The 19,971-nt window shown below is 63.8% G+C and carries 17 protein-coding genes and 1 tRNA gene; 12 read left to right on the top strand and 6 right to left on the bottom strand.

The window, feature by feature from the left end; all coding sequences use genetic code 11:
- Window positions 1-52: 52 nt before the first annotated feature.
- Both BLT75_RS18370 and BLT75_RS24450 read left to right on the top strand, forming a co-directional pair.
- The gene (locus BLT75_RS18370; protein ID WP_093035261.1) at window positions 53-1,180 is read left to right on the top strand and encodes a TFIIB-type zinc finger domain-containing protein; all 1,128 of its coding nucleotides are present in this window, start codon (window positions 53-55) and stop codon (window positions 1,178-1,180) included.
- Window positions 1,181-1,242: 62 nt separating this feature from the next.
- Window positions 1,243-1,398: a hypothetical protein gene (locus tag BLT75_RS24450; protein WP_176828118.1), complete on the top strand. Its 156-nt coding sequence runs from the start codon at window positions 1,243-1,245 to the stop codon at window positions 1,396-1,398.
- Window positions 1,399-1,519: 121 nt separating this feature from the next.
- On the opposite strand, the gene BLT75_RS18375 is transcribed toward BLT75_RS24450, so the two are convergent.
- A complete protein-coding gene (locus BLT75_RS18375; RefSeq protein ID WP_093035264.1) occupies window positions 1,520-1,939 on the bottom strand; it encodes an Hsp20/alpha crystallin family protein in 420 nt (139 codons plus the stop codon).
- Between the two features lie 139 nt (window positions 1,940-2,078).
- On the opposite strand from BLT75_RS18375, the gene BLT75_RS18380 reads away from it, so the two are divergent.
- From BLT75_RS18380 to BLT75_RS18420, 9 genes are all read left to right on the top strand, one after another.
- Entirely contained in the window at window positions 2,079-2,747 is a 669-nt protein-coding gene (locus BLT75_RS18380) for a nitroreductase (RefSeq protein ID WP_093035329.1), read from the top strand.
- Between the two features lie 25 nt (window positions 2,748-2,772).
- A complete protein-coding gene (gene dtd / locus BLT75_RS18385) occupies window positions 2,773-3,210 on the top strand; it encodes a D-aminoacyl-tRNA deacylase (protein WP_093035267.1) in 438 nt (145 codons plus the stop codon).
- Window positions 3,207-4,313: a glycerate kinase type-2 family protein gene (locus tag BLT75_RS18390; protein WP_245706580.1), complete on the top strand. Its 1,107-nt coding sequence runs from the start codon at window positions 3,207-3,209 to the stop codon at window positions 4,311-4,313. The genes dtd and BLT75_RS18390 overlap by 4 nt, the downstream gene beginning before the upstream one ends.
- A gap of 51 nt (window positions 4,314-4,364) precedes the next feature.
- Window positions 4,365-6,359 carry a CocE/NonD family hydrolase gene (locus BLT75_RS18395; RefSeq protein WP_093035270.1) on the top strand — a complete coding sequence of 665 codons (1,995 nt, stop codon included), beginning with the start codon at window positions 4,365-4,367 and terminating at the stop codon, window positions 6,357-6,359.
- A 122-nt stretch (window positions 6,360-6,481) separates the two neighbouring features.
- A complete protein-coding gene (locus BLT75_RS18400) occupies window positions 6,482-8,065 on the top strand; it encodes an ABC transporter substrate-binding protein (protein WP_093035273.1) in 1,584 nt (527 codons plus the stop codon).
- Window positions 8,066-8,080: 15 nt separating this feature from the next.
- Window positions 8,081-9,037 (top strand): ABC transporter permease, encoded by a 957-nt coding sequence (locus BLT75_RS18405; RefSeq protein ID WP_093035276.1) that lies wholly within the window; start codon window positions 8,081-8,083, stop codon window positions 9,035-9,037.
- A complete protein-coding gene (locus tag BLT75_RS18410) occupies window positions 9,034-9,849 on the top strand; it encodes an ABC transporter permease (RefSeq protein ID WP_093035279.1) in 816 nt (271 codons plus the stop codon). Before BLT75_RS18405 ends, BLT75_RS18410 begins: the two co-directional genes overlap by 4 nt.
- On the top strand, window positions 9,846-11,483 hold the full coding sequence (locus BLT75_RS18415) for an ABC transporter ATP-binding protein (RefSeq protein WP_093035282.1): 1,638 nt from the start codon (window positions 9,846-9,848) through the stop codon (window positions 11,481-11,483). Before BLT75_RS18410 ends, BLT75_RS18415 begins: the two co-directional genes overlap by 4 nt.
- 103 nt (window positions 11,484-11,586) lie before the next feature.
- Window positions 11,587-12,423: an alkaline phosphatase family protein gene (locus tag BLT75_RS18420; RefSeq protein WP_093035334.1), complete on the top strand. Its 837-nt coding sequence runs from the start codon at window positions 11,587-11,589 to the stop codon at window positions 12,421-12,423.
- A gap of 149 nt (window positions 12,424-12,572) precedes the next feature.
- On the opposite strand, the gene BLT75_RS18425 is transcribed toward BLT75_RS18420, so the two are convergent.
- The 4 genes from BLT75_RS18425 to BLT75_RS18440 form a co-directional block, all read right to left on the bottom strand.
- Window positions 12,573-13,496 carry an alpha/beta hydrolase gene (locus tag BLT75_RS18425; protein ID WP_093035337.1) on the bottom strand — a complete coding sequence of 308 codons (924 nt, stop codon included), beginning with the start codon at window positions 13,494-13,496 and terminating at the stop codon, window positions 12,573-12,575.
- An 11-nt stretch (window positions 13,497-13,507) separates the two neighbouring features.
- On the bottom strand, window positions 13,508-15,397 hold the full coding sequence (locus BLT75_RS18430) for an acyl-CoA synthetase (RefSeq protein ID WP_093035340.1): 1,890 nt from the start codon (window positions 15,395-15,397) through the stop codon (window positions 13,508-13,510).
- Between the two features lie 161 nt (window positions 15,398-15,558).
- Entirely contained in the window at window positions 15,559-17,358 is a 1,800-nt protein-coding gene (locus BLT75_RS18435; protein WP_093035285.1) for an ABC transporter transmembrane domain-containing protein, read from the bottom strand.
- Between the two features lie 162 nt (window positions 17,359-17,520).
- Window positions 17,521-17,594: transfer RNA gene (locus BLT75_RS18440), tRNA-Gly, on the bottom strand.
- Window positions 17,595-18,217: 623 nt separating this feature from the next.
- Here BLT75_RS18440 and BLT75_RS18445 point away from each other — a divergent pair.
- Window positions 18,218-19,234, top strand: a complete 1,017-nt coding sequence (locus BLT75_RS18445) for a glycosyltransferase (RefSeq protein ID WP_176828120.1) — start codon at window positions 18,218-18,220, stop codon at window positions 19,232-19,234.
- Between the two features lie 343 nt (window positions 19,235-19,577).
- Here BLT75_RS18445 and BLT75_RS18450 read toward each other — a convergent pair.
- On the bottom strand, window positions 19,578-19,971 hold a 394-nt coding region (locus BLT75_RS18450), incomplete at its 5' end, for a transposase (RefSeq protein WP_143028599.1).

A 19,971-nucleotide genomic window follows, 5' to 3' on the forward strand; every position in this document is an offset into this window, starting at 1 on the left:
TGTCAAAAAGGATGGCAGTTTGACCCGGATCACCCGACCGCAAGGCTAAGGCATGACCGATACTCCCCCGCCCCCGCCCGGTGCCGCCCCGGCACCGGTGCAGGAGCACCGCTTTCCCTGCGCCCAATGCGGCGCCGACTACCGGTTCAACCCGGCTGCGGGCACGCTGGTCTGCGACCATTGCGGCCATACCGAACCCATGCGTGCCGACCCGTGGAAGGGTGCCAGCCTGCGCGAACTGGATTTCGACGCCGCCATGGCGCAATCCCTGCCCGAGGCCGAGATCGAGGAAACCCGCGTCCTCACCTGCCCCAACTGCGCCGCGCAGGTGGAATTCGACCCCGACACCCACGCCGCCGAATGCCCGTTCTGCGCCACCCCGGTGGTGACCGACACCGGCATCCACCGTCATATCAAGCCACGCGGCGTGCTGCCCTTTGCGCTGGATGAACGCAGCGCCCACAAGGCGATGACCGACTGGCTGGGCCGGCTCTGGTTCGCGCCGAACGGATTGAAGGAATACGCCCGCAAGGGCCGCAGGATGCAGGGCATCTACGTGCCCTACTGGACCTTCGACGCCGACACGAAATCCAGCTATCGGGGCGAGCGCGGCACCATCTATTACGAGACCCGCACCGTGGTGCGCGACGGCAAGCGGGTCACAGAACAGGTGCCAAAGATCCGCTGGACCCCGAAATCGGGCCGGGTCGCGCGTTTCTTTGACGATGTGCTGGTGCTGGCCTCGCGCTCGCTGCCGAAATCCCACACCGACGGGCTGGAACCCTGGGACCTGGCGGCGCTCGAACCCTACCGGCCCGAGTATCTGGCCGGTTTCCGGGCCGAGGGCTACACCGTCGATCTCGCCGAGGGTCAGACGCAAGCCCGCGCCCACATGGCCCGCGTCATCGAACGCGACGTGCGCTTCGATATCGGCGGCGACCAGCAGCGCATCCATGCCATCGACACCGCCGTGTCGGACGTGACCTTCAAGCATATCCTGCTGCCCGTCTGGCTGGCCGCCTATAAATACCGGGGCACCACCTACCGGTTCGTCGTCAACGGCCGCACCGGCCGGGTGCAGGGCGAACGGCCCTGGTCTGCCATCAAGATCATCGGCGCCATTGTGATCGGGCTGCTGGCAGCAGCCGGGATCGGCTACCTGATGGCTGCGAACCAGTAATTGACGCGGCACCCCACCCCGCTATCTGACAATCGTACCCCTCGCGCCAGAAGGAGCCCGCCATGGCCCGCCCCGCCCATTTCGCAGCGCCCCTCCTCGTCCTCGCCCTGCTGGCAGGTTGCCTGCCGACCGACGAAGGCATACCTGCCGGTGCCTCGCCGGACCGCTACGAACGCGCCAAGGCCAACCGCGAAAGCTACATGTACCAGGGAATCTGAACCTGCTTCTTTCTGGTCGCAAATACTCCGGGGGAGCCGCGCGGCACGCGCGGCGGGGGCGGAGCCCCTTCGCGGATGACGGCCCCGGCCCGCTCTCCTCCTCGGGCCGGGGCGCATGGCGTCAGCCGCGCGAGATCGAGATCTTCTGCGCCGCGGCCGGAGCCTTCTGGGCCCGTTTGGGCACGCGGACGTGCAGCACGCCATCCTTCATCCTGGCCTCGGCCTTGGAGCCTTCGGCATCCTCGGGCAGCCGGAACGATCGGCGGAACGCGCCATACTGGCGCTCGGAGAAGTACCAGGTGTCGCCCTTCTTCTCCTCATGGGTCTTCTTCTCGCCCCGGATCGTGACAACCCCGTTCTCGACTGTCAGTTCGATATCGTTTTCCGAAACGCCGGGCAGTTCCATCGAGATGTCATAGGCGTTGTCGTTGCCCGAAGCCTCGGTCGCCGGGGTCAGCCAATCTGCAAGCTTCGCCCCGAAGCTGCGGAACGGATCGTAGAGCGACGGCCAGAGGCCGGCGTGATCAGATTTTTCAACCATGGTCAGCCCTCCTTTGCTGTTCGGCCTGAGTCTTTCACACTTGCGCGCGGCGCGCCTTGATCCGGCGCAAATTCGCGCGCCTGTCTTGCACCTTGTCGGCCCTGCCGCCATGGTGCGCGGCAAGAAGGAGAAAGACCCGATGACCCTGAGCGACCTCGATGATCTGCTGGCCGCGCGCCATTCCTGCCGCGCCTTCCGCCCCGACGCGGTGCCGCGCGCCGATATCGAACGGATCGTGGCGACCGCACGGCGGGTGCCGAGCTGGTGCAACGCGCAACCCTGGCAGCTGGTGATCACCAGCGGTCCGGAAACCGAGGCCTTCCGCGCCGCCCTGACGGCAGAGGTGCAGAGCGGCGTGGCAAAACCCGACCTTGCCTTTCCCACAGGCTATTCCGGTGTCTACCAAGACCGCCGCCGCAGCTGCGGCTGGGCGCTTTACGAGGCGGTGGGTGTGGAAAAGGGCGACCGGCAGGGGTCTGCGGCGCAGATGATGAAGAATTTCTCGCTGTTCGGCGCGCCCCATTGCGCCATCGTCTCGAGCCCGGCCGAACTGGGCGGGTATGGCGCCATGGATTGCGGCGGGTTCGTCGCGGCTTTCACGCTGGCGGCGCAGGCATTGGAGGTTGCGACCATCCCGCAGGCCGCCGTCGCTTCCTACGCGCCTTTCCTGCACCGCCATTTCGGAATTGGCGAGGACCGGCTGATCCTCTGCGCCATTTCCTTCGGCTATTCCGACACCGGGCATCCGGCCAACGGGTTCCGGACCGATCGCGCCCCGGTGGCCGAAATCGTGGAGTGGCGCGGATGAGCAGCGCCAGGACCCGAGGTGCCCGATGCGCGCCCTGATCCAGCGTGTGGCCCATGCCTCGGTCACGGTCGATGGCGAGCGGATTGGCCAGACCGGGCCGGGCCTCCTGATCCTGATCTGCGCCATGGCGGGGGATGGCGAGGCGCAGGCCGACCAGCTGGCGGCGAAGATCGCGCGGCTGCGCATCTTCAAGGACGAGGCGGGCAAGATGAACCGCTCGGTTCTGGATATCGGCGGCGGGGCGCTGGTGGTGAGCCAGTTCACCCTGGCCGCCGACACCTCGCGGGGCAACCGGCCGGGGTTTTCGGCTGCCGCCGCCCCCGCCGAGGGCGCGCGGCTCTACGAATATTTCGCCGCGCGGCTTGCCGCGCAGGGCGTGCCGGTAGAGACCGGGCGTTTCGGGGCCGACATGAAGGTCGAGCTGCTCAACGATGGACCCGTAACCATATGGATGGAGGCATGATGACCCCCGAGGACATGGCGCGCGCGATCTGGCAGGCCGGGGTGGACGCGGTCGGAGGCCGTGCCGCCACCACCGCCGCGCTGGCGGACATGCCCCGCCCGGACCGCATCCTGGCCGTCGGCAAGGCAGCGGCCAGCATGGCGCGGGCGGCGCTCGACCGGTTCGGCCCGGTGCCCTGCCTGGTGGTGACCAAGGACGGCCACGCGGCGGAGCTGCCCGCGACGGTCGAACTGATCGAGGCCGCGCATCCGGTGCCGGATGCGCGCAGCCTGGCCGGCGGCCGGGCCCTGCGACAGGCGGTCGGGGCGATGCCCGAGGGCAGTCGCCTGCTGCTGCTGGTCTCGGGCGGCGCCTCGGCACTGGCCGAGGACCTGGTGGAGGGCAAGACGCTGGACGATCTGGCGGCGCTGAACCGGGCGATGCTGGCCGAGGGGCTGGACATCACCGCGATGAACGCCCGGCGGCGGCAGATCTCGCGCATCAAGGGCGGTGGCCTGCTGGCGGGTTTCAAGGGCGCGCGCGCCGATGTGCTGGCGATCTCGGATGTGCCGGGCGACGACCTGATGGTGATTGGCTCGGGGATCGGGGCCTTGCCCACAGACCCGACATTCCGGGGCGCGGCGAGGATCATCGCCTCGAACGCCATCGCGCGGCAGGCAGCGGTGACCAAGGCGCGTGAGCTGGGTCTGGCTATACAGGGCGAGGAAGAGGCGCTGCATGACGATCTTTTTGCGCTGGCGGACCGGATCGGCGCACGCCTCTGCGCCCTGCCCGCCGGTGTTCTGGTGCTGGGCGGAGAACCCACCGTGGTGCTGCCCCCCAATCCGGGCCGGGGCGGGCGCAACCAGGGCCTGGCACTGGCGCTGGCGCGCGAGATCGCCGGGCAGGAGGGGCTGTGCGTGGTGATTGGCGGCACCGACGGCACCGACGGCCCGACCGAGGCAGCGGGCGGTATCGTGACCGGCCAGACCTGGGGGCCGGGTGCGGCCGAGGCGCTGGCCGCCGCCGACAGCGGCAGTTGGCTGGAGCGGCACGGCGCCTTGCTGACAACCGGCCCAACCGGTACCAATGTGATGGACCTGCTGGTCGCAGTTCGCGCCTGAACCGTCGCAATTCTACTCAGATTCCCACAATCGCTCTGAAAGAGTCCGTCCATGACCACGACGAATGCGCTGCGCGAGATCGAGGAACTGGCCGACATGGGCATCACCCTGTCGGACGGCACCCGGCTTTCGGCCCGGGTCTGGCGCCCGGTTGACAGCTGTACCGACCCGGTGCCGGCGATCCTGGAATACCTGCCCTATCGCAAGCGCGACGGCACCTGTGCCCGTGATGCTCTGACCCATCCCTGGATGGCCAAGCGCGGCTATGCCTGCATCCGCGTCGACATTCGCGGCAATGGCGACAGCCAGGGGGTGATGGAGGACGAATACACCCAGCAGGAACTCGACGACGCGGTCGAGGTAATCCACTGGCTTGCGGTGCAGCCCTGGTGCAGCGGCGCAATTGGCATGATGGGAATCAGTTGGGGCGGGTTCAACTCGCTTCAGGTGGCGGCGATGCAGCCCGAACCGCTGAAGGCGATCATCACGCTCTGCTCGACCGTGGATCGCTATGCCGAGGACATCCATTTCAAGGGCGGTTGCCTGTTGAACGAGAACCTGGGCTGGGGCGCCACCATGTGGTGTTTCTCGTCCCGCGCGCCCGATCCGGCGCTGGTGGGCGAGGCCTGGCGCGAGATGTGGCTGGAGCGGCTCAAGGCGCAACCCTTCCTGCCCGAGATCTGGTTGCAGCACCAGACCCGCGACGCCTATTGGCGGCATGGCTCGATCTGCGAGGATTTCAGCGCGATCAGGACGCCCACGCTGGCGATCAGCGGCTGGGGCGACAGTTACATGAACACGGTGCCGCAGTTGGTCGACAACCTTGAGACGGTGGTCAAGGGGATCAACGGGCCCTGGATCCACAAATACCCGCATTTCGCCATCCCCGGCCCCCGCATAGGGTTCCTGCAAGAGGCGCTGCGCTGGTGGGACCGCTGGCTCAAGGGTGTCGAGAACGGCGTCGAGGATGAGCCCGATTACCGCGCTTATGTGATGGACGGGATCGCGCCCGAGACAAAGAGCCTCTACCGCCCCGGCCGCTGGATCGCGGAACAGGCAGGTTCTACCCGCCACCTGCCGGTGGAGACCCTGCACCTGACAGACACCGGGCTTGGGCCAGAGGGGCCACTGACCGCGCAGGTCAGTACGCCCTTGCACGCAGGCATGGATTGCGGTGAATACGGGTCGTTCTTTGCCGGGCCGGAACTGCCCGGCGACCAGCGGCTGGACGACGCGCTGTCCGTCTGTTTCGACAGCGTCCCCCTGCCCGAAAGGATGGATATCGTCGGCGCCCCGCGCATCCGGCTGCGGCTGAGTTCCGACAAGCCGCAGGCGCAGATCGCGGTGCGACTGAACCATGTGCTGCCCGACGGCACCTCGGCCCGGATCACTTATGGCGTGCTGAACCTGACCCATCGCGACAGCCATGCCGCGCCCGAGCCGCTGGAGCAGGGACGTATCTATGACATCGCCTTTGACCTCGACCATATCGGGTATCGCGTGCCTGCCGGACACCGGCTCAGGGTGGCGGTCTCGTCCTCGTACTGGCCGATGATCTGGCCCTCGCCGGAACGCGCCTGCCTGACGCTGCACGAGGCGTCAATCGACCTGCCGCAGCGCCCGGCGGGCGAGACGGACGAATGGGTGTTCCCGCCCGAGGACGGGGACGCGCCCTGGGAAATCCGTACCCTGCGCCCGGAATCGAACACACGCCGGACCGAAATCGACAAGGCCAACGGCGAGGTGCGATTGATCATCGTTGACGACAGCGGCCTGGTCGAGGACACCAGCCATGGCGCGCGTTCGGGCACCATCGCGCGGGAAACCTGGGTGATCCACCCCGACGATCCGCTGTCCGCCCGCGGGGTCTGCCACTGGACCAGCGAAACCGGACGCGGCGATATGGTTCTAAGAACGGAAACGACGTGCGAAATGTGGTCGGATGCCGAGTATTTCCACCTCAAGGCGGCCATTTCCGCATATGAAAACGACACGCTATTGTATCAAAACGACAGGGCGTCGCGAATCGCGCGTAACATGGTCTGACAACGAAGGGGAAAACGTCCGGACATTCACGCTTGCCCAGTACGGCGAAATACGCAAACCTTGATTCACCAGTCAAAAAAAACGGCGTGCCAAGCGCGCAACCACTCAACCGGGAGACTTCGATGAACGAACAACTAGATTTCATGGCCCGCCGCGTGACGGCAGGCAAGATGACCCGCCGCGAATTCATGGGCAAGGCGGCCGCACTTGGCGTATCGGCCGCGGTCGCAAGCTCGATCTTCGCCCAGGCGGCGCGGGCGTCGGAGCCCAAGCGTGGCGGCGTGGTCAAGCTGGGCTCGGTCGGCGGTGAATCGACCAACTCGCTCGATCCGGCCACCTATGCCAGCCAGGTCCCCTATCACAACGGCAACCAGTTCGGCGACACGCTGGTGAACGTGGCGCCGGACGGCACGATAGAGAACCGCCTGGCCGAGAGCGTTGAGGCCAGCGCCGACGCCAAGGTGTGGACCTTCAAGATCCGTCAGGGCGTCGAGTTCCATAACGGCAAGACGATGACCCCGGAAGACGTGCTGAAGACCATGCAACGCCATTCGAACGAGGAGTCGAAGTCGGGTGCGCTGGGCATCATGAAGGGCATCGAGTCGATGAAGACCGATGGCGAGTATTTCCAGGTCACCCTGACCGACGCCAACGCCGACCTGCCCTATCTGATGGCGGACTATCACCTGATCATCCAGCCCGATGGCGGCATGGACGATCCGGGCGCGGGCATCGGCACCGGCCCCTACAAGATGGAAGTGAACGAGCCGGGCGTGCGCCATGTCTATTCGAAATTCGCCAACTATTGGGGCGATGACGGCTATTTCGACGGCGTGGAAATCCTGGCCATCAACGATGCCACCGCCCGGACCGCGGCGCTTCAGTCGGGCCAGGTGCATATCATCAACCGTGTCGAGCCCAAGGTCGCCGGCCTGCTGAGCCGCGCGCCGAACGTGACCGTGCATTCGACCCCGGGCCGTGGCCATTACGTGTTCATCATGCATGTGGACAAGGCGCCGTTCGACAACAACGACCTGCGCATGGCCCTGAAGCATGCGATCAACCGCGAAGACATGGTCGAGAAGATCCTGCGCGGCTACGGCTCGGTCGGTAACGACATGCCGATCAACGCAGCCTATCCGCTGTTCGACGAGACCATCCCGCAGCGCACCTATGACGCGGCCAAGGCGATGGAATATTACAAGGCGTCCGGCCATGACGGTTCGCCCATCGAACTGCGGACTTCGGACGTGGCCTTCCCCGGCGCCGTCGACGCGGCCGCCCTGTTCCAGCAGACCGCGGCTGCCGCCGGCATTCCGCTGGAAATCAAGCGCGAGCCCGGTGATGGCTACTGGTCCGAAGTCTGGAACGTGCAACCGTTCTGCGCCTCGTACTGGGGCGGCCGTCCGGTGCAGGACCAGATGTACTCGACCGCGTATCTGTCCACGGCCGACTGGAACGACACCAAGTTCAAGAACGCCGATTTCGATGCGATGCTGCTCGAGGCGCGCGCCGAACTGGACCCGGCCAAGCGCAAGGAGATCTATTCCCAGATGGGTCAGATCGTGCGCGATACCGGTGGCCTGATCTGCCCGATGTTCAACGACTTCGTCGATGCGACCAGCAACCTGCTGACCGGTTGGGAAACCGACCCGAACGGCGAGTTGATGAGCGGTCACGTCACCCGCAAGATGTGGTTCGCCTGATCCGGGTCCGGCAGCATGCACCCGATCGTGAAACTGGTTTCCCAGCGCTTTGCGCTGGGACTCCTGCTCCTCTTCGGCGCGTCGGCCATGATTTTCGGCCTGACCGAAGCGCTGCCCGGAGACGCCGCGCAAGCCGTCCTGGGCCAGTCCGCAACCCCCGAGTCCCTTGCCAACCTGCGCGAGGAAATGGGCCTGGATCGCCCGGCTCTGACCCGATATTTCGAATGGCTGGGCGGCATCCTGCAAGGTGACCTGGGCCAGTCGCTGACCAACAAGCTCGACATCGCCGAATCCATCGGCAACCGTCTGGGCAACACGCTTTTCCTCGCCTTCTGGGCCGCCATCGTGTCGGTTCCGCTGGCGATCTTTCTGGGCCTCTTGGCCGTACGTTACCGTAACCGCTGGCCGGACAAGCTGATCTCGGCGGTGACGCTGACCACGATCTCGATCCCGGAATTCCTGATCGGCTATGTGCTGGTCTATTTCGTGGCGGTTAAGCTGGGCATGTTCTCGCCGCTGGCGATGATCAACGACAGCATGTCGCTGGGCCAGAAGCTGAACGCCATCGCGCTGCCCGTGATCGTGCTGACCATGGTGGTGCTGGCGCATATGATGCGGATGACCCGCGCGGCCATTCTGAACGTCATGCAATCGGCCTATATCGAAACGGCCGAGTTGAAGGGCCTGACCAATTTCACCATCATCTATCGCCATGCCCTTCCCAATGCGATCGCGCCCATCGTGAACGTCGTGATGTTGAACCTGGCTTATCTGGTGGTCGGCGTCGTGGTCGTCGAGGTGGTGTTTGTCTATCCCGGCATGGGGCAGTATCTGGTCGATCACGTGACCAAGCGAGACGTGCCGGTGGTGCTGGCCTGCGGGGTGATCTTTGCGGCCATCTATATCGGACTGAACATGCTGGCCGACATCGTTGCCATTCTGGCCAACCCCAGACTGAGGCATCCGAAATGAAGAACATTCCAATTTCCGCCGCCATCGGCCTGTTCCTGACGGCGATGTATTTCGTCGGGGCGATCTTTGCCCCGCTGCTGGCCCCCTATGGCATGGCCGAGGTGGTCGGCGATGTGTGGGAGCCGTCGAGCAGCGAGTATCTGCTGGGAACCGACAACATCGGCCGCGACCTGCTGAGCCGGATGATCTATGGCGGGCGCACGACGATCTTCGTCGCGACCATGGCCACCATCCTCAGCTTCACCACCGGCTCGATCCTGGGCTTTCTGGCCGCCGTGCTGGGCGGCTGGGCGGACCAGGTGATGTCGCGAACCGTGGACCTGATCATGTCGATCCCCTCGCTGATCACCGCGCTGGTGGTGCTGGCCATGGTGCCGGTGACCATTCCGGTGCTGATCCTGGTGATGGGCTTTCTCGACGCCACCCGCGTCTATCGCCTGGCACGCGCCGTGGCGGTGGACATCAACGTGATGGACTATGTCGAGGCCGCCAAGCTGCGGGGCGAAGGCCGCGCCTGGGTGATCTTCCGCGAGATCCTGCCCAACGCGCTGTCACCGCTGGTGGCGGAACTGGGCCTGCGCTTCATCTTCATGGTGCTCTTCATCTCGACCCTGTCGTTCCTGGGCCTGGGCGTGCAGCCGCCGCTGGCAGACTGGGGCGGCATCGTGAAGGAGAACAAGGACGGCATCGTCTACGGCATCGGCGCGGCGCTTTACCCGGCCGTCGCCATCGCCACGCTGGCGATCTCGGTCAACCTGGTGGCCGACTGGGTGCTGAACCGCACCACATCGCTGAAAGGAGGCCGCGGATGAGCGAACCGCTTCTCAAGGTCCGTGGCCTCAAGATCGGCGCGACCGTCTATCCGCCGGGCGAGAAACCGCATAACATCGAGATCGTGCACGGGGTCGATTTCGACCTCGAGCGCGGCAAGGTGCTGGGGCTGATCGGCGAATCCGGGGCCGGTAAGTCCACCATCGGTCTGGCCTCGATGGCCTATGGCCGCGGCGGGGTGAAAATCACCGGCGGCGAAGTCTGGGTCAACGGCCGCGATATCCTCAAGACCTCGCTGAAGGACATTCGCGGCCTGCGCGGCGGCGAGGTCACCTATGTCAGCCAGTCGGCGGCGGCCTCGTTCAACCCGGCCAAGAAGATCATGGACCAGGTTGTCGAGGCGGCGGTGGAGCAGAAGAAATTCTCGCGCAGGCAGGCCGAGGAACGCGCCCGCGCGCTGTTCGCCAAGCTGGGCCTGCCCGATCCCGACAAGATCGGTGAGCGGTATCCGCACCAGGTGTCGGGCGGCCAGTTGCAGCGCTGCATGACGGCGCTGGCCCTGTGTCCCGAGCCCGATCTCGTGGTATTCGACGAGCCCACCACCGCACTGGACGTGACAACGCAGATCGACGTTCTGATGGCGATCAAGGAAGCGATCCAGGACACCGGCGTCGCCGCGCTCTACATCACCCACGACCTGGCGGTGGTGGCGCAGGTGAGCGACGACATCATGGTGCTGCGAATGGGCGACATGGTCGAGTACGGCGAGACCGACCAGATCATCAACCGCCCGCAGAAAGAGTACACCCAGGCGCTGGTGTCGGTCCGCTCGATCGAACACGAAGAGAAGAAACCGACCCCCGAGCCGGTACTGTCGGTGACCGGCATCTCGGCCCGCTACAAGGGGCTGGCCTTTGACGTGCTGCACAACGTGACGGTCGATCTGCACCCCGGCCAGACCCTGGCGGTGGTGGGCGAGAGCGGCTCGGGCAAGTCGACGCTGGCGCGAGTGATCACCGGCCTCTTGCCGCCGCGCGAGGGCGAGATCGCCTTTGCCGGGCGGAAACTCAGCCGCGATCTGGCCGGAAGGTCGCGCGAGGATCTGCGCGAATTGCAGATGATCTACCAGATGGCGGATGTGGCGATGAACCCGCGCCAGACCGTGGGTACCATCATCGGGCGGCCGCTGGAGTTCTATTTCGGCATGCGTGGCGCGGAAAAGCGCAAGCGCATCATCGAACTGCTGGACGAGATCGAGATGGGCGAAAAGTTCATCGACCGATATCCGGCAGAGCTTTCTGGCGGTCAGAAACAGCGGGTGTGCATCGCGCGGTCGCTGGCGGCGAAGCCGAAGATGATCATCTGCGACGAGGTCACCAGCGCGCTCGACCCGCTGGTGGCGGACGGCATCCTGAAACTGCTTCTGGACCTGCAAAAGATCGAGAACGTGGCCTACCTGTTCATCACCCATGACCTGGCGACGGTGAAGGCAATCAGCGATTCGATTGCCGTGATGTATCAGGGCCGGGTGGTGCGCTACGGCTCGAAAAGCCAGGTGCTGAGCCCGCCCTTCGACGATTATACCGACCTGCTGCTCAGTTCGGTGCCGGAAATGCGCCTGGGCTGGCTGGAAGAGGTGGTCGCCCATCGCAAGATGGAAAGCGCGGGACACTGACGGAACAGACCCTGATCCAGGGTCTGTTTCCAGATTTCTGTACAAAATCTGATGCATTTTATGGGCCAGAAAATGTGTCTTCTCTCTGATGGAGTCCACTGAAATGGACCGAAAACTGCTCCTCATCATTCTCGACGGCGTCCCCTATCGGAACTTCCGCCGCCTGTTCGGCAATCTCGAAGGCTGGGTGGACAGCGGCGAGGCGCGGGTCTGGAAACATCGCGCGGTGCTGCCCTCGATCTCGGCCAGTTGCTATGCCTCGATCCACACCGGCGTCAGCCCGCAAGAGCACGGCTGTACCGGCAACGGCAACGTGTTCCGCCTCTCGCACAAGGATATCTTCAGCCAGGTACGCGCCGGCGGCGGCGTGACCGGCGCGGTCACTCACAGCTTCTGGTCGCAGTTCTTCAATCGCCACCCGTTCGATTACGTGCGTGACATCGAGTATGATGAACCCGAGAGCGATACGATCAACCATGGCCGGTTCCACACCATGACCGGCTACGGTCATGACAACCAGATGACGCCCTCGGACGTTGACCTGTTCGCGACGCTGACCAACCTCTGCCTGCGCTTCGGGCTGAACTATGGCATCCTGCACACCTGCACGCTGGACAGCATGGGGCACCGGTTTTACCACGAATGCGACGAAATGGACCACGCCTGTTTCGTGATGGACGAGATGCTCGCGCCTTTCATCCCGCGCTGGCGCGCTCTCGGCTACGAGGTGATCGTGACCGCAGACCACGGCCAGGACGAGCGCGGTCACCATGGAGGCCGTGGCCCGCTGCAACAGGAAACCGCGCTCTATTACTTCGGCGAGGCCGAGGGCCCGGACGCGGACCATGTGATTGACCAGTTGCAGCTGGCCCCGACCATCCTCGGGCGTCTGGGCGCTCCGGTGGCCGAGACCATGAAGGCGGCCAGTTTTCTGCGCTGACCGCGCCGCGCGCCCGGCATGACTTCAACTTTTCTGAATTACTCCGGGGGGAGTCGCGCGACAAAGCGACGAAGGCAGAGTCCCCATCCATCCCCACAGTGGCCTGGCCGACCCCGCAAGCCTGCCCGGATCTTGCCGGATGACCCGGTTCAGTCGTAGGGCCAGAGCCCCTGCCCCAATGCTTCGATGGCGACGGTGATGCGCTCGAAACTGTCCTGGGCGCGCGTGACCGAACCGCGGGCGCGCAGGTAGCCGTGGATCAACCCTTCTTCGTTGATCCAGGCGGCCCGGCCGCCGGCGGTGGCGATCGCCTCGCAATACATCCGCCCGTCGTCGCGCAGCGGATCGCAATCGGCGGTGATCACCACAGTGGGCGGCAGATCCTCGAAATCGCTGTCCGACAGCGGCGCCCAGGTCGGGTCGCCGGCCGGGCGCGGACCGTCGAAACGGATGTCCTGGTAAAAGTCGACATCCGCCGCGGTCAGCATCGGCGCCTCGGCATGTTCGGAATAGGACGGCGCATCGCCTCTGGCCGCCAGGACCGGATAGATCAGCACCTGCCCCAGGATGGATTTCGACCGCCCGCGCGCCGCATGCGCAACTGCCGCCACCAGATTGCCGCCAGCGCTGTCGCCGGTCAGGACGACGGGGTCGCCGAACTCGGCCTCGGCCCATTCCAGTGCCGTCCGGCAATCGTGAAACTGGGCCGGATGGCGATGTTCGGGACACAACCGGTAATCTACCGCCACCACGCGATAGCCGGTCTGGGCGCAGATCTCGGCACAAACGTCGTCATGACTCTCGAGCCCGCCCAGGATGAAACCGCCGCCATGGGCATAGATGACCGTCCGTGTCGGACGCCCGGCCCAATAAAGGCGAACCGGCACGCCGTTCGCATCCCGGTCCTCTGTCTTCACACCTTCGGGTCGTCCCTGGCTGAACACGCGACACATGGCGTCATAGACCTGCCGCTGCTCTTCGATGTCGAGCGTGACGGCATCGTCGGGATAGCTTTCGGACACGCGCCGGATGAACGCCCAGGTTTCCGCGTCGATCAGCCGGCTGTAATCCATGTGTTCCCCGTTCAGGCTGCCCATTCCCAGGGTCGCGTGTAGGCGCCCAGGACTTTGGCCACATCCTGTTCCGAGCTTCCCCTGGCGTCAAGCTGCGCGACAAGGCCGCGTTTCTTGTCGTCGATGACCGACACCACGCGGGCCGCGACCCCGGCCTCGGCCAGGGCGCCGTTGTAAACGCGGGTGATCGCATCCTTGCGCAGGTCGGGCTTGAACACCTTGCCCACCGCCGTCTTGGGCAGTTCCGGCAGAATGGTCATATGCTTGGGATGCGCGGCACGCTCGTGCACGTGCACCTTGCAGTATTCCAGCAGCTCGGCTTCGGTCGCGGTGGCACCGCCCACCAGTTCGACAAAGGCGCAAGGCACCTCGCCTGCATGGGCGTCGGGCTGGCCGATGGCGCCGGCAAAGGCCACCGCCGGATGGCCCAAAAGCGCCTCTTCGATCTCGGCGGGGTCGATATTGTGGCCGCCGCGAATGATCAGGTCCTTGGCGCGGCCGGTGATCCAGAGATAGCCATCCGCATCAAACCGGCCCAGATCGCCGGTGCGCAGATGGGTGCCGTAATAGAAGAGGTCCTTGTTCTTGTCCTCTTCGGTGTAGGTATGACCGGCATAGACCCCGGGGTTCGAGATGCAGATCTCCCCGATCTCGTCCACGGCGCATTCCACCGGCCCTTCGGGCGTGCCCTTGACGATCTTCACATCGGTATAGGGGAAAGGAATGCCGATCGAGCCGATCTTCTTTTCGCCATCGACCGGGTTGCAGGAGACGAGGCAGGTCGCCTCGGTCAGACCGTAGCCCTCGACGATGGTGACGCCGGTTGCTTGTTCGAAGCGCTTGAACAGTTCCACCGGCAAAGGTGCAGAACCCGAGAAGGCGGTCTTGACGCTGGAGATATCGGCATCGACCGGGCGCTGCATCTTGGCCGAGATCGCGGTCGGCACTGTGATGATGAACGTGACCTTCCAGCGTTCGATCAGCTTCCAGAAATTGTCGAACACCCCGTCGCCGCGATATCCGGCGGGTGTCGGGAACACCACATGCGCGCCCGACGAGATTGCCGCCATCACGATGACGTGGCAGGCGAACACATGGAACAGCGGCAGCGGACACATGATGGTGTCCTGTTCGGTAAAGAGCAGCGAGTGCCCCAGCCAGCCGTTGTAAATCAGGCCCGAATACCTGTGCTGGGCAACCTTGGGCATGCCGGTGGTACCGCCGGTGTGGAAATAGCAGGCCACGCGGTCATGAGTTGAATCGGCGAACTGCAACTCGGTCGGTTGCTTCTTCAACTCCTTGTTGAAGTTCAGGTAGTCGGCATGGGCCAGATGTTCCTTGTCCTTCATCCTGGGCCGCACCAGCGGCACGATCCACGATTTCGGCGGCGTCAGGTAGCGGTTCAGATCGACCTCGAGCACCGTCGTGACATGCGGCGCGTGGCGCACCGCCTCGGCCACCTTTTGTGCAATGTCGGTCTTGGGAAAGGGTCTGAGCGTGACCACCACCTTGGCATTGGTCTCGCGCAGGATCGCGGCGATCTGCTCGGGCTCCAAGAGCGGGTTGATCGGGTTCGCAATACCGGCGATCGCGCCACCCAACAGGGTGATCAGCGTTTCATTGGTGTTGGGCAGGACATAGGCCACCACGTCCTTTTCACCAACGCCCAGCTTGCGGAACAGGTTGGCCGCCTGGTTGGTCTTGGCCAGAAGCTCCGACCAGGTCAAGGTTTCGGCCTTGTCGGTCGGGCCGGACAACAGCTGGTAGCTTATCGCACTCCGGTTCGGGAACTTTCCGGCTGTCCGTGACAGAAGCTGGTGCAGAGTCACCGGGACATCCCGGTCTTCCCACGGCATTTCATTTTCAATACGCGCGCGGTCTTCGAGCCCGGCAAACGGCATATGCGATCCTCCCCTGAAGCCCGTTTCCCGGGCCATTCCATCCTTGTGCCCAAGATGCGTAGAAACGCTTCCCTGTGCAAGCAGGCGCTTAGAGGTATCGGAAGTGTAAAACCCCCGTGACGTGACGGCCGATGTTCAAGTGACGCTGCGACGCGGCAAGGTTACTCAGCGGCAAGTCCATCGGTGAACTGAAGCCGCGCAAGCCGGGCATAGAGCCCGCCGCCCGCGACCAATTCGTCATGGGTGCCCTGGGCGACAATGCGGCCCGCGTCCATGACCACGATGCGGTCAGCCTTTTTCACCGTCGCCAGCCTGTGCGCCACGATCAGCGTGGTACGATCGGCACTGAGCCGTTCGACCGCCTGCTGCACCGCGCGCTCGCTTTCCGCATCGAGCGCCGAGGTCGCCTCGTCCAGCAGCAGCACCGGCGCGTCCCGAAGGATCGCGCGGGCGATGGCGATGCGCTGTTTCTGACCGCCCGACAGCATCACGCCACGCTCGCCCACGAAACTGTCATAGCCTTCGGGCAGGGCCGCGATGAAATCATGCGCGGCGGCGGCGCGGGCGGCCTCTTCGACCTCGGCATCGGTAGCACCGGGCCGGCCGAAGCGGATGTTCTCGCGCGCGGAGGCGGCAAAGATCACCGGGTCCTGCGGCACCAGGGCGATGTGACGGCGGAAATCGTTGCGCGCCAGCGTGGTCAGGTCCTGCCCGTCCAGCAGCACCCGGCCCGACTGCGGGTCATAGAACCGCTGGATCAGCTGGATCACCGTGGTTTTGCCCGCCCCCGAGGGTCCGACAAAGGCCACCGTTTCACCCGGCTGCACGGTCAGGCTCATCCCGTCGAGAGCCACCTGATCGGGACGCGCCGGATAGCGGAATGTCACGTTGTCGAATGTGATCTCGCCCCGTACCGGCAGCGTCAGCGCCGCGGGGACCGCAGGGTCATTGACCGTGTCGATGGCATTCAGGAGTTCGACCAGCCGTTCGGTTGCCCCTGCGGCGCGCTGCAACTCGCTCCAGATTTCGGACAGTGCCGCGACGGCGCCCGCCATGATCACCGAATAGATCACGAACTGGATCAGCATGCCTTCGGTCATCAGCCCCGCGCGCACGTCGTTGGCCCCCATCCACAGCACACCGACGATGCCCGAGAACACGAGGAAGATCACGATCACGGTCAGCACCGCCCGCGTGGCGATGCGGCGGCGCGACACGTCATAGGCGGTTTCGGTCACTTCGGCAAAAGCCGTCCGGCTGGCCCCCTCGTTGGTGTAGGATTGCACCGTCTGCACCGCGCTCAACGCCTCGCCCGCATTGCCCGAGCTGGCGGCGATCCAGTCCTGGTTCTCGCGGCTGATGGCGCGCAGACGGCGGCCCAGCACCAGGATCGGTACCAGCACCAGCGGCACGATCAGCAGCACCATCGCCGTCAGCTTGGCCGAGGTCAGCAGCATCAGAACAAGGCCGCCCAGGAACATCAGCATGTTGCGCAGCGCGATCGAGGCCGAAGACCCCAGCACCGACTGGATCAGCGTGGTGTCGGTGGTGATCCGGCTCAGAACCTCGCCGGTCATGATGCGTTCGAAGAACTCGGGGCTCATGCCGATGATCCGGTCGAACACCGCCTTGCGGATATCGGCCACCACGCGTTCACCCAGCCGGGTGACAAGCGTGTATCGGATACCGGTGCCGACTGCGAGCACGCCCGCGATACCCAGCGCCGCCATGAAGTAGACATCCAGCATATCGCCGTTTTCGATACGGAAGTTGTCGACAACCCGGCGCACGGCCAGCGGCAGAACCAGAGAGGTCGTCGCCGTCAGCACCAATGCCGCCAACGCGCCGAACATCAACGCCTTGTAGGGCGCAACAAAGGGCCAGAGCGAGGCCAGTACCCCCAACTTGCGCGATGTTGCGCGCTGTTCGCTTGCGCCGGGTGCCGGATTTGATCGTGCCATGCGTTTCGCTGTCCTGCCTCTGCATCCATCCTGACCCGCGCCCGCGGACCTAGGCCCAGTTTCTTGGCGCTGTCGCGGCCCGGGGTCAAGCGATCAACGCGCCACAGGACGCAAATGACGCAACAGACGCAGGTCAGGAAAATGGATGTTGGCGGCGATTTCTGGAGCGGGCGACGGGAATCGAACCCGTATCTCTTGCTTGGAAGGCAAGGGTCTTACCATTACACAACGCCCGCTCTGCGCTCACCGGTACTATTCCATTGATTTTCGGGCGTCAAGTTAGGAACGACAAACTCTCTACAGGCTTTGAGAAGACCTGTATTTCCTTGACCTAAAAGCGCCACAGTAAAAGGGCAGCCAACGGGACTTCAAGCCCCCAAAGCGTTCGCTGATTTGCGCACTGTCCGCAAAGAGACAAAGACCGCTTTGCGCTCGAAGCGGCCCAATGCGACCGCGGCACGCACCTTGGCTCAGACCGCAGGAAACCGGCCGTTCGCCACAAACGCCAAGCCATTGATCTTTCGCCTTGCTCGTCGCACCCGAGACATTCGCGCTTCGGCAGGCGACGTTCATGTCAAACGCCGCGAATACGGGCTCAGAGCCCAAATTGCTCATTGCCAAAGATTCAGCGAAGTTAGGGTTTCCGGGTCTTGCAAGATACAAGCAGTGAAAACGATGCTCATGAACGAACGCCTGTGATACTGATGACTACAGTTTCACTGATGAATACTTGGGATCCTGAATGACTAAATTACTCTGGTTGTGCCACGCGGGCGGCGGAAACCTACCACCGAGTTTGGGGGTCGCCCGGGCACTCAAGCGGCGTGGGCACGAAGTTGTCTTCGCGGTAAAGTCTGACATGACGGACCGCATCGACCGCGCCGGGTTTCGTAGCATCGGTGTGTCCTCTAGTGACAGCGATTTGCCCCGCTATTCGGGCGGCCCTCCCGTACCTCCGCTGGCCTGCTATCTCACCTCTCCCAATGTTTCAGACGAGCTGAAACGCATCATCAAAGCGCAACAGCCCGGTGTGCTTTTGGTGGATGCAATGTTCCCTGCCGCACTGGCCATAAGTCCGACATTTGGGTTGCCGACTGTTGTCTTCAGTCACACTTTTCTGTTCCGGCAAATGGAGACCTGGCGAAATGTCATCGCACAACTTGGAGCGATGCGCGTGGATGCGGGATTCGATCCGCTGCCAGATGCCGACGCGTTGTGGCTATCGCAAACTCGCATGATCGTAACATCGGTCAAGGAGTTGGAAGCCCCCGCATTGCCTGGTTGGGAGAAAGTACGGCACGTAGGGCCGATCATAGAAGACGAAAGTATCGCCCAGACGGCAGACCTGCCTTGGGATGCTTCCGATCCGACGCCAATGGCGTTGGTGAGTTTCGCAACTGCCAAAGGACAATTCTCGCAAGATAAGATTCAGCGTGTCCTTGATGGGCTTGCGGCTGTTCCAATTCACGTTGTCGCGACAACAGGCGTGCATGCCGTTCTCGAAGACTTGCGGATTCCGGGGAATGCCGTTGCGCTCAAATACGCTGCCCACAATCCGATCCTGCGGCGGGCGGCCCTCTGCGTGACCCATGGCGGGCACGGCACCCTTATGCGCTCTCTCATTCACGGAGTGCCAATGTTGGTTCTTCCCGGCACAGGACATGATCAGCTCCCTAACAGCAAAGCGGTCGACGAATGGGGGGTCGGCAAAGCCCTGGCCGGTGATGCAACTCCGACCGAGATCAGCATTGCCGCACAAAGCCTCCTGAACACGGCGTCATTCAGTGAAGAGGCAAAACGGCTGGGACAGATGATATCCCCCTATGACGGTGCAGAAAACGCTGCTACGGAAATCGAAGCGGTGCTTCAGGCCTGAGCCTGTTTTACTTTTGCCGCGCTTTTGAGAGGTATTTCCGTAATAGGCGGGAAACATTGGTCTTATTGAAAGGTCTCAAGCGGACACTCGTTCAGTATCGGCAATTGGAAGCTTTGTCCGAAAGGCAGCCAGTGACGCTGATCGGCGTCGCGTCCGCAAAGGTCGGCACTTCGGACATCTGACTGAATCGCTCAGATGTCTCAGTCGAGCCCGGAGCAGCCGTTCGCACTCAGTTTCCTGGCTGCCGAGCAGCGAATGGCCATTACGAGCCGATTCTGTGGAAAAACATCGTGTTGCGATTGCAATAAGTGGGCGCTGGTTCAAGGCGCGAGTGCCTTTATTGTTAGGCTGTTCTCGGTTTCTGCGGTGCAGGAAAGATCTTCGCCAGTTTGCGGAGGTTTTGGGCGGTGGCGGCGAGGAGGAATTCGTCATTTGCGCCGCATGGGCCACGTAATCGGAGGCGTCCGAGGCCAAGTATGCGTTTGAGGTGCGCAAACAGCATCTCGACCTTCTTTCGCAGCTTCATCGAGATTTCGTATTGCTTGGTCTTGGAGATGTCGCGGGCGACCTGACGGGCGTTTTCATGCTCTTCGCGGGTGATCGATCTGGCATCCGCGTTCGGGCAGCATTTTGCTTTGGACGGGCAAGCCTGACAGGTCAATTTCAAGGCCCGGTACTTGGCTCGTCCCGTGCTGGTCGGCCCTCGTTTCGGGTCGGAATAATTCCGGCGGAACTGC

This window comes from Ruegeria marina (assembly GCF_900101475.1).
Classification (GTDB): Bacteria; Pseudomonadota; Alphaproteobacteria; order Rhodobacterales; family Rhodobacteraceae; genus Ruegeria_B; species Ruegeria_B marina.

Bases quoted from the DNA above. Each gene is read 5' to 3' on its own strand.
- BLT75_RS18370 (WP_093035261.1), top strand. From the start codon at position 53: ATGACCGATACTCCCCCGCCCCCGCCCGGTGCCGCCCCGGCACCGGTG.
- BLT75_RS24450 (WP_176828118.1), top strand. From the start codon at position 1,243: ATGGCCCGCCCCGCCCATTTCGCAGCGCCCCTCCTCGTCCTCGCCCTG.
- BLT75_RS18375 (WP_093035264.1), bottom strand. From the start codon at position 1,939: ATGGTTGAAAAATCTGATCACGCCGGCCTCTGGCCGTCGCTCTACGAT.
- BLT75_RS18380 (WP_093035329.1), top strand. From the start codon at position 2,079: ATGACCCTGAGCGACCTCGATGATCTGCTGGCCGCGCGCCATTCCTGC.
- dtd (WP_093035267.1), top strand. From the start codon at position 2,773: ATGCGCGCCCTGATCCAGCGTGTGGCCCATGCCTCGGTCACGGTCGAT.
- BLT75_RS18390 (WP_245706580.1), top strand. From the start codon at position 3,207: ATGATGACCCCCGAGGACATGGCGCGCGCGATCTGGCAGGCCGGGGTG.
- BLT75_RS18395 (WP_093035270.1), top strand. From the start codon at position 4,365: ATGACCACGACGAATGCGCTGCGCGAGATCGAGGAACTGGCCGACATG.
- BLT75_RS18400 (WP_093035273.1), top strand. From the start codon at position 6,482: ATGAACGAACAACTAGATTTCATGGCCCGCCGCGTGACGGCAGGCAAG.
- BLT75_RS18405 (WP_093035276.1), top strand. From the start codon at position 8,081: ATGCACCCGATCGTGAAACTGGTTTCCCAGCGCTTTGCGCTGGGACTC.
- BLT75_RS18410 (WP_093035279.1), top strand. From the start codon at position 9,034: ATGAAGAACATTCCAATTTCCGCCGCCATCGGCCTGTTCCTGACGGCG.
- BLT75_RS18415 (WP_093035282.1), top strand. From the start codon at position 9,846: ATGAGCGAACCGCTTCTCAAGGTCCGTGGCCTCAAGATCGGCGCGACC.
- BLT75_RS18420 (WP_093035334.1), top strand. From the start codon at position 11,587: ATGGACCGAAAACTGCTCCTCATCATTCTCGACGGCGTCCCCTATCGG.
- BLT75_RS18425 (WP_093035337.1), bottom strand. From the start codon at position 13,496: ATGGATTACAGCCGGCTGATCGACGCGGAAACCTGGGCGTTCATCCGG.
- BLT75_RS18430 (WP_093035340.1), bottom strand. From the start codon at position 15,397: ATGCCGTTTGCCGGGCTCGAAGACCGCGCGCGTATTGAAAATGAAATG.
- BLT75_RS18435 (WP_093035285.1), bottom strand. From the start codon at position 17,358: ATGGCACGATCAAATCCGGCACCCGGCGCAAGCGAACAGCGCGCAACA.
- BLT75_RS18445 (WP_176828120.1), top strand. From the start codon at position 18,218: ATGACGGACCGCATCGACCGCGCCGGGTTTCGTAGCATCGGTGTGTCC.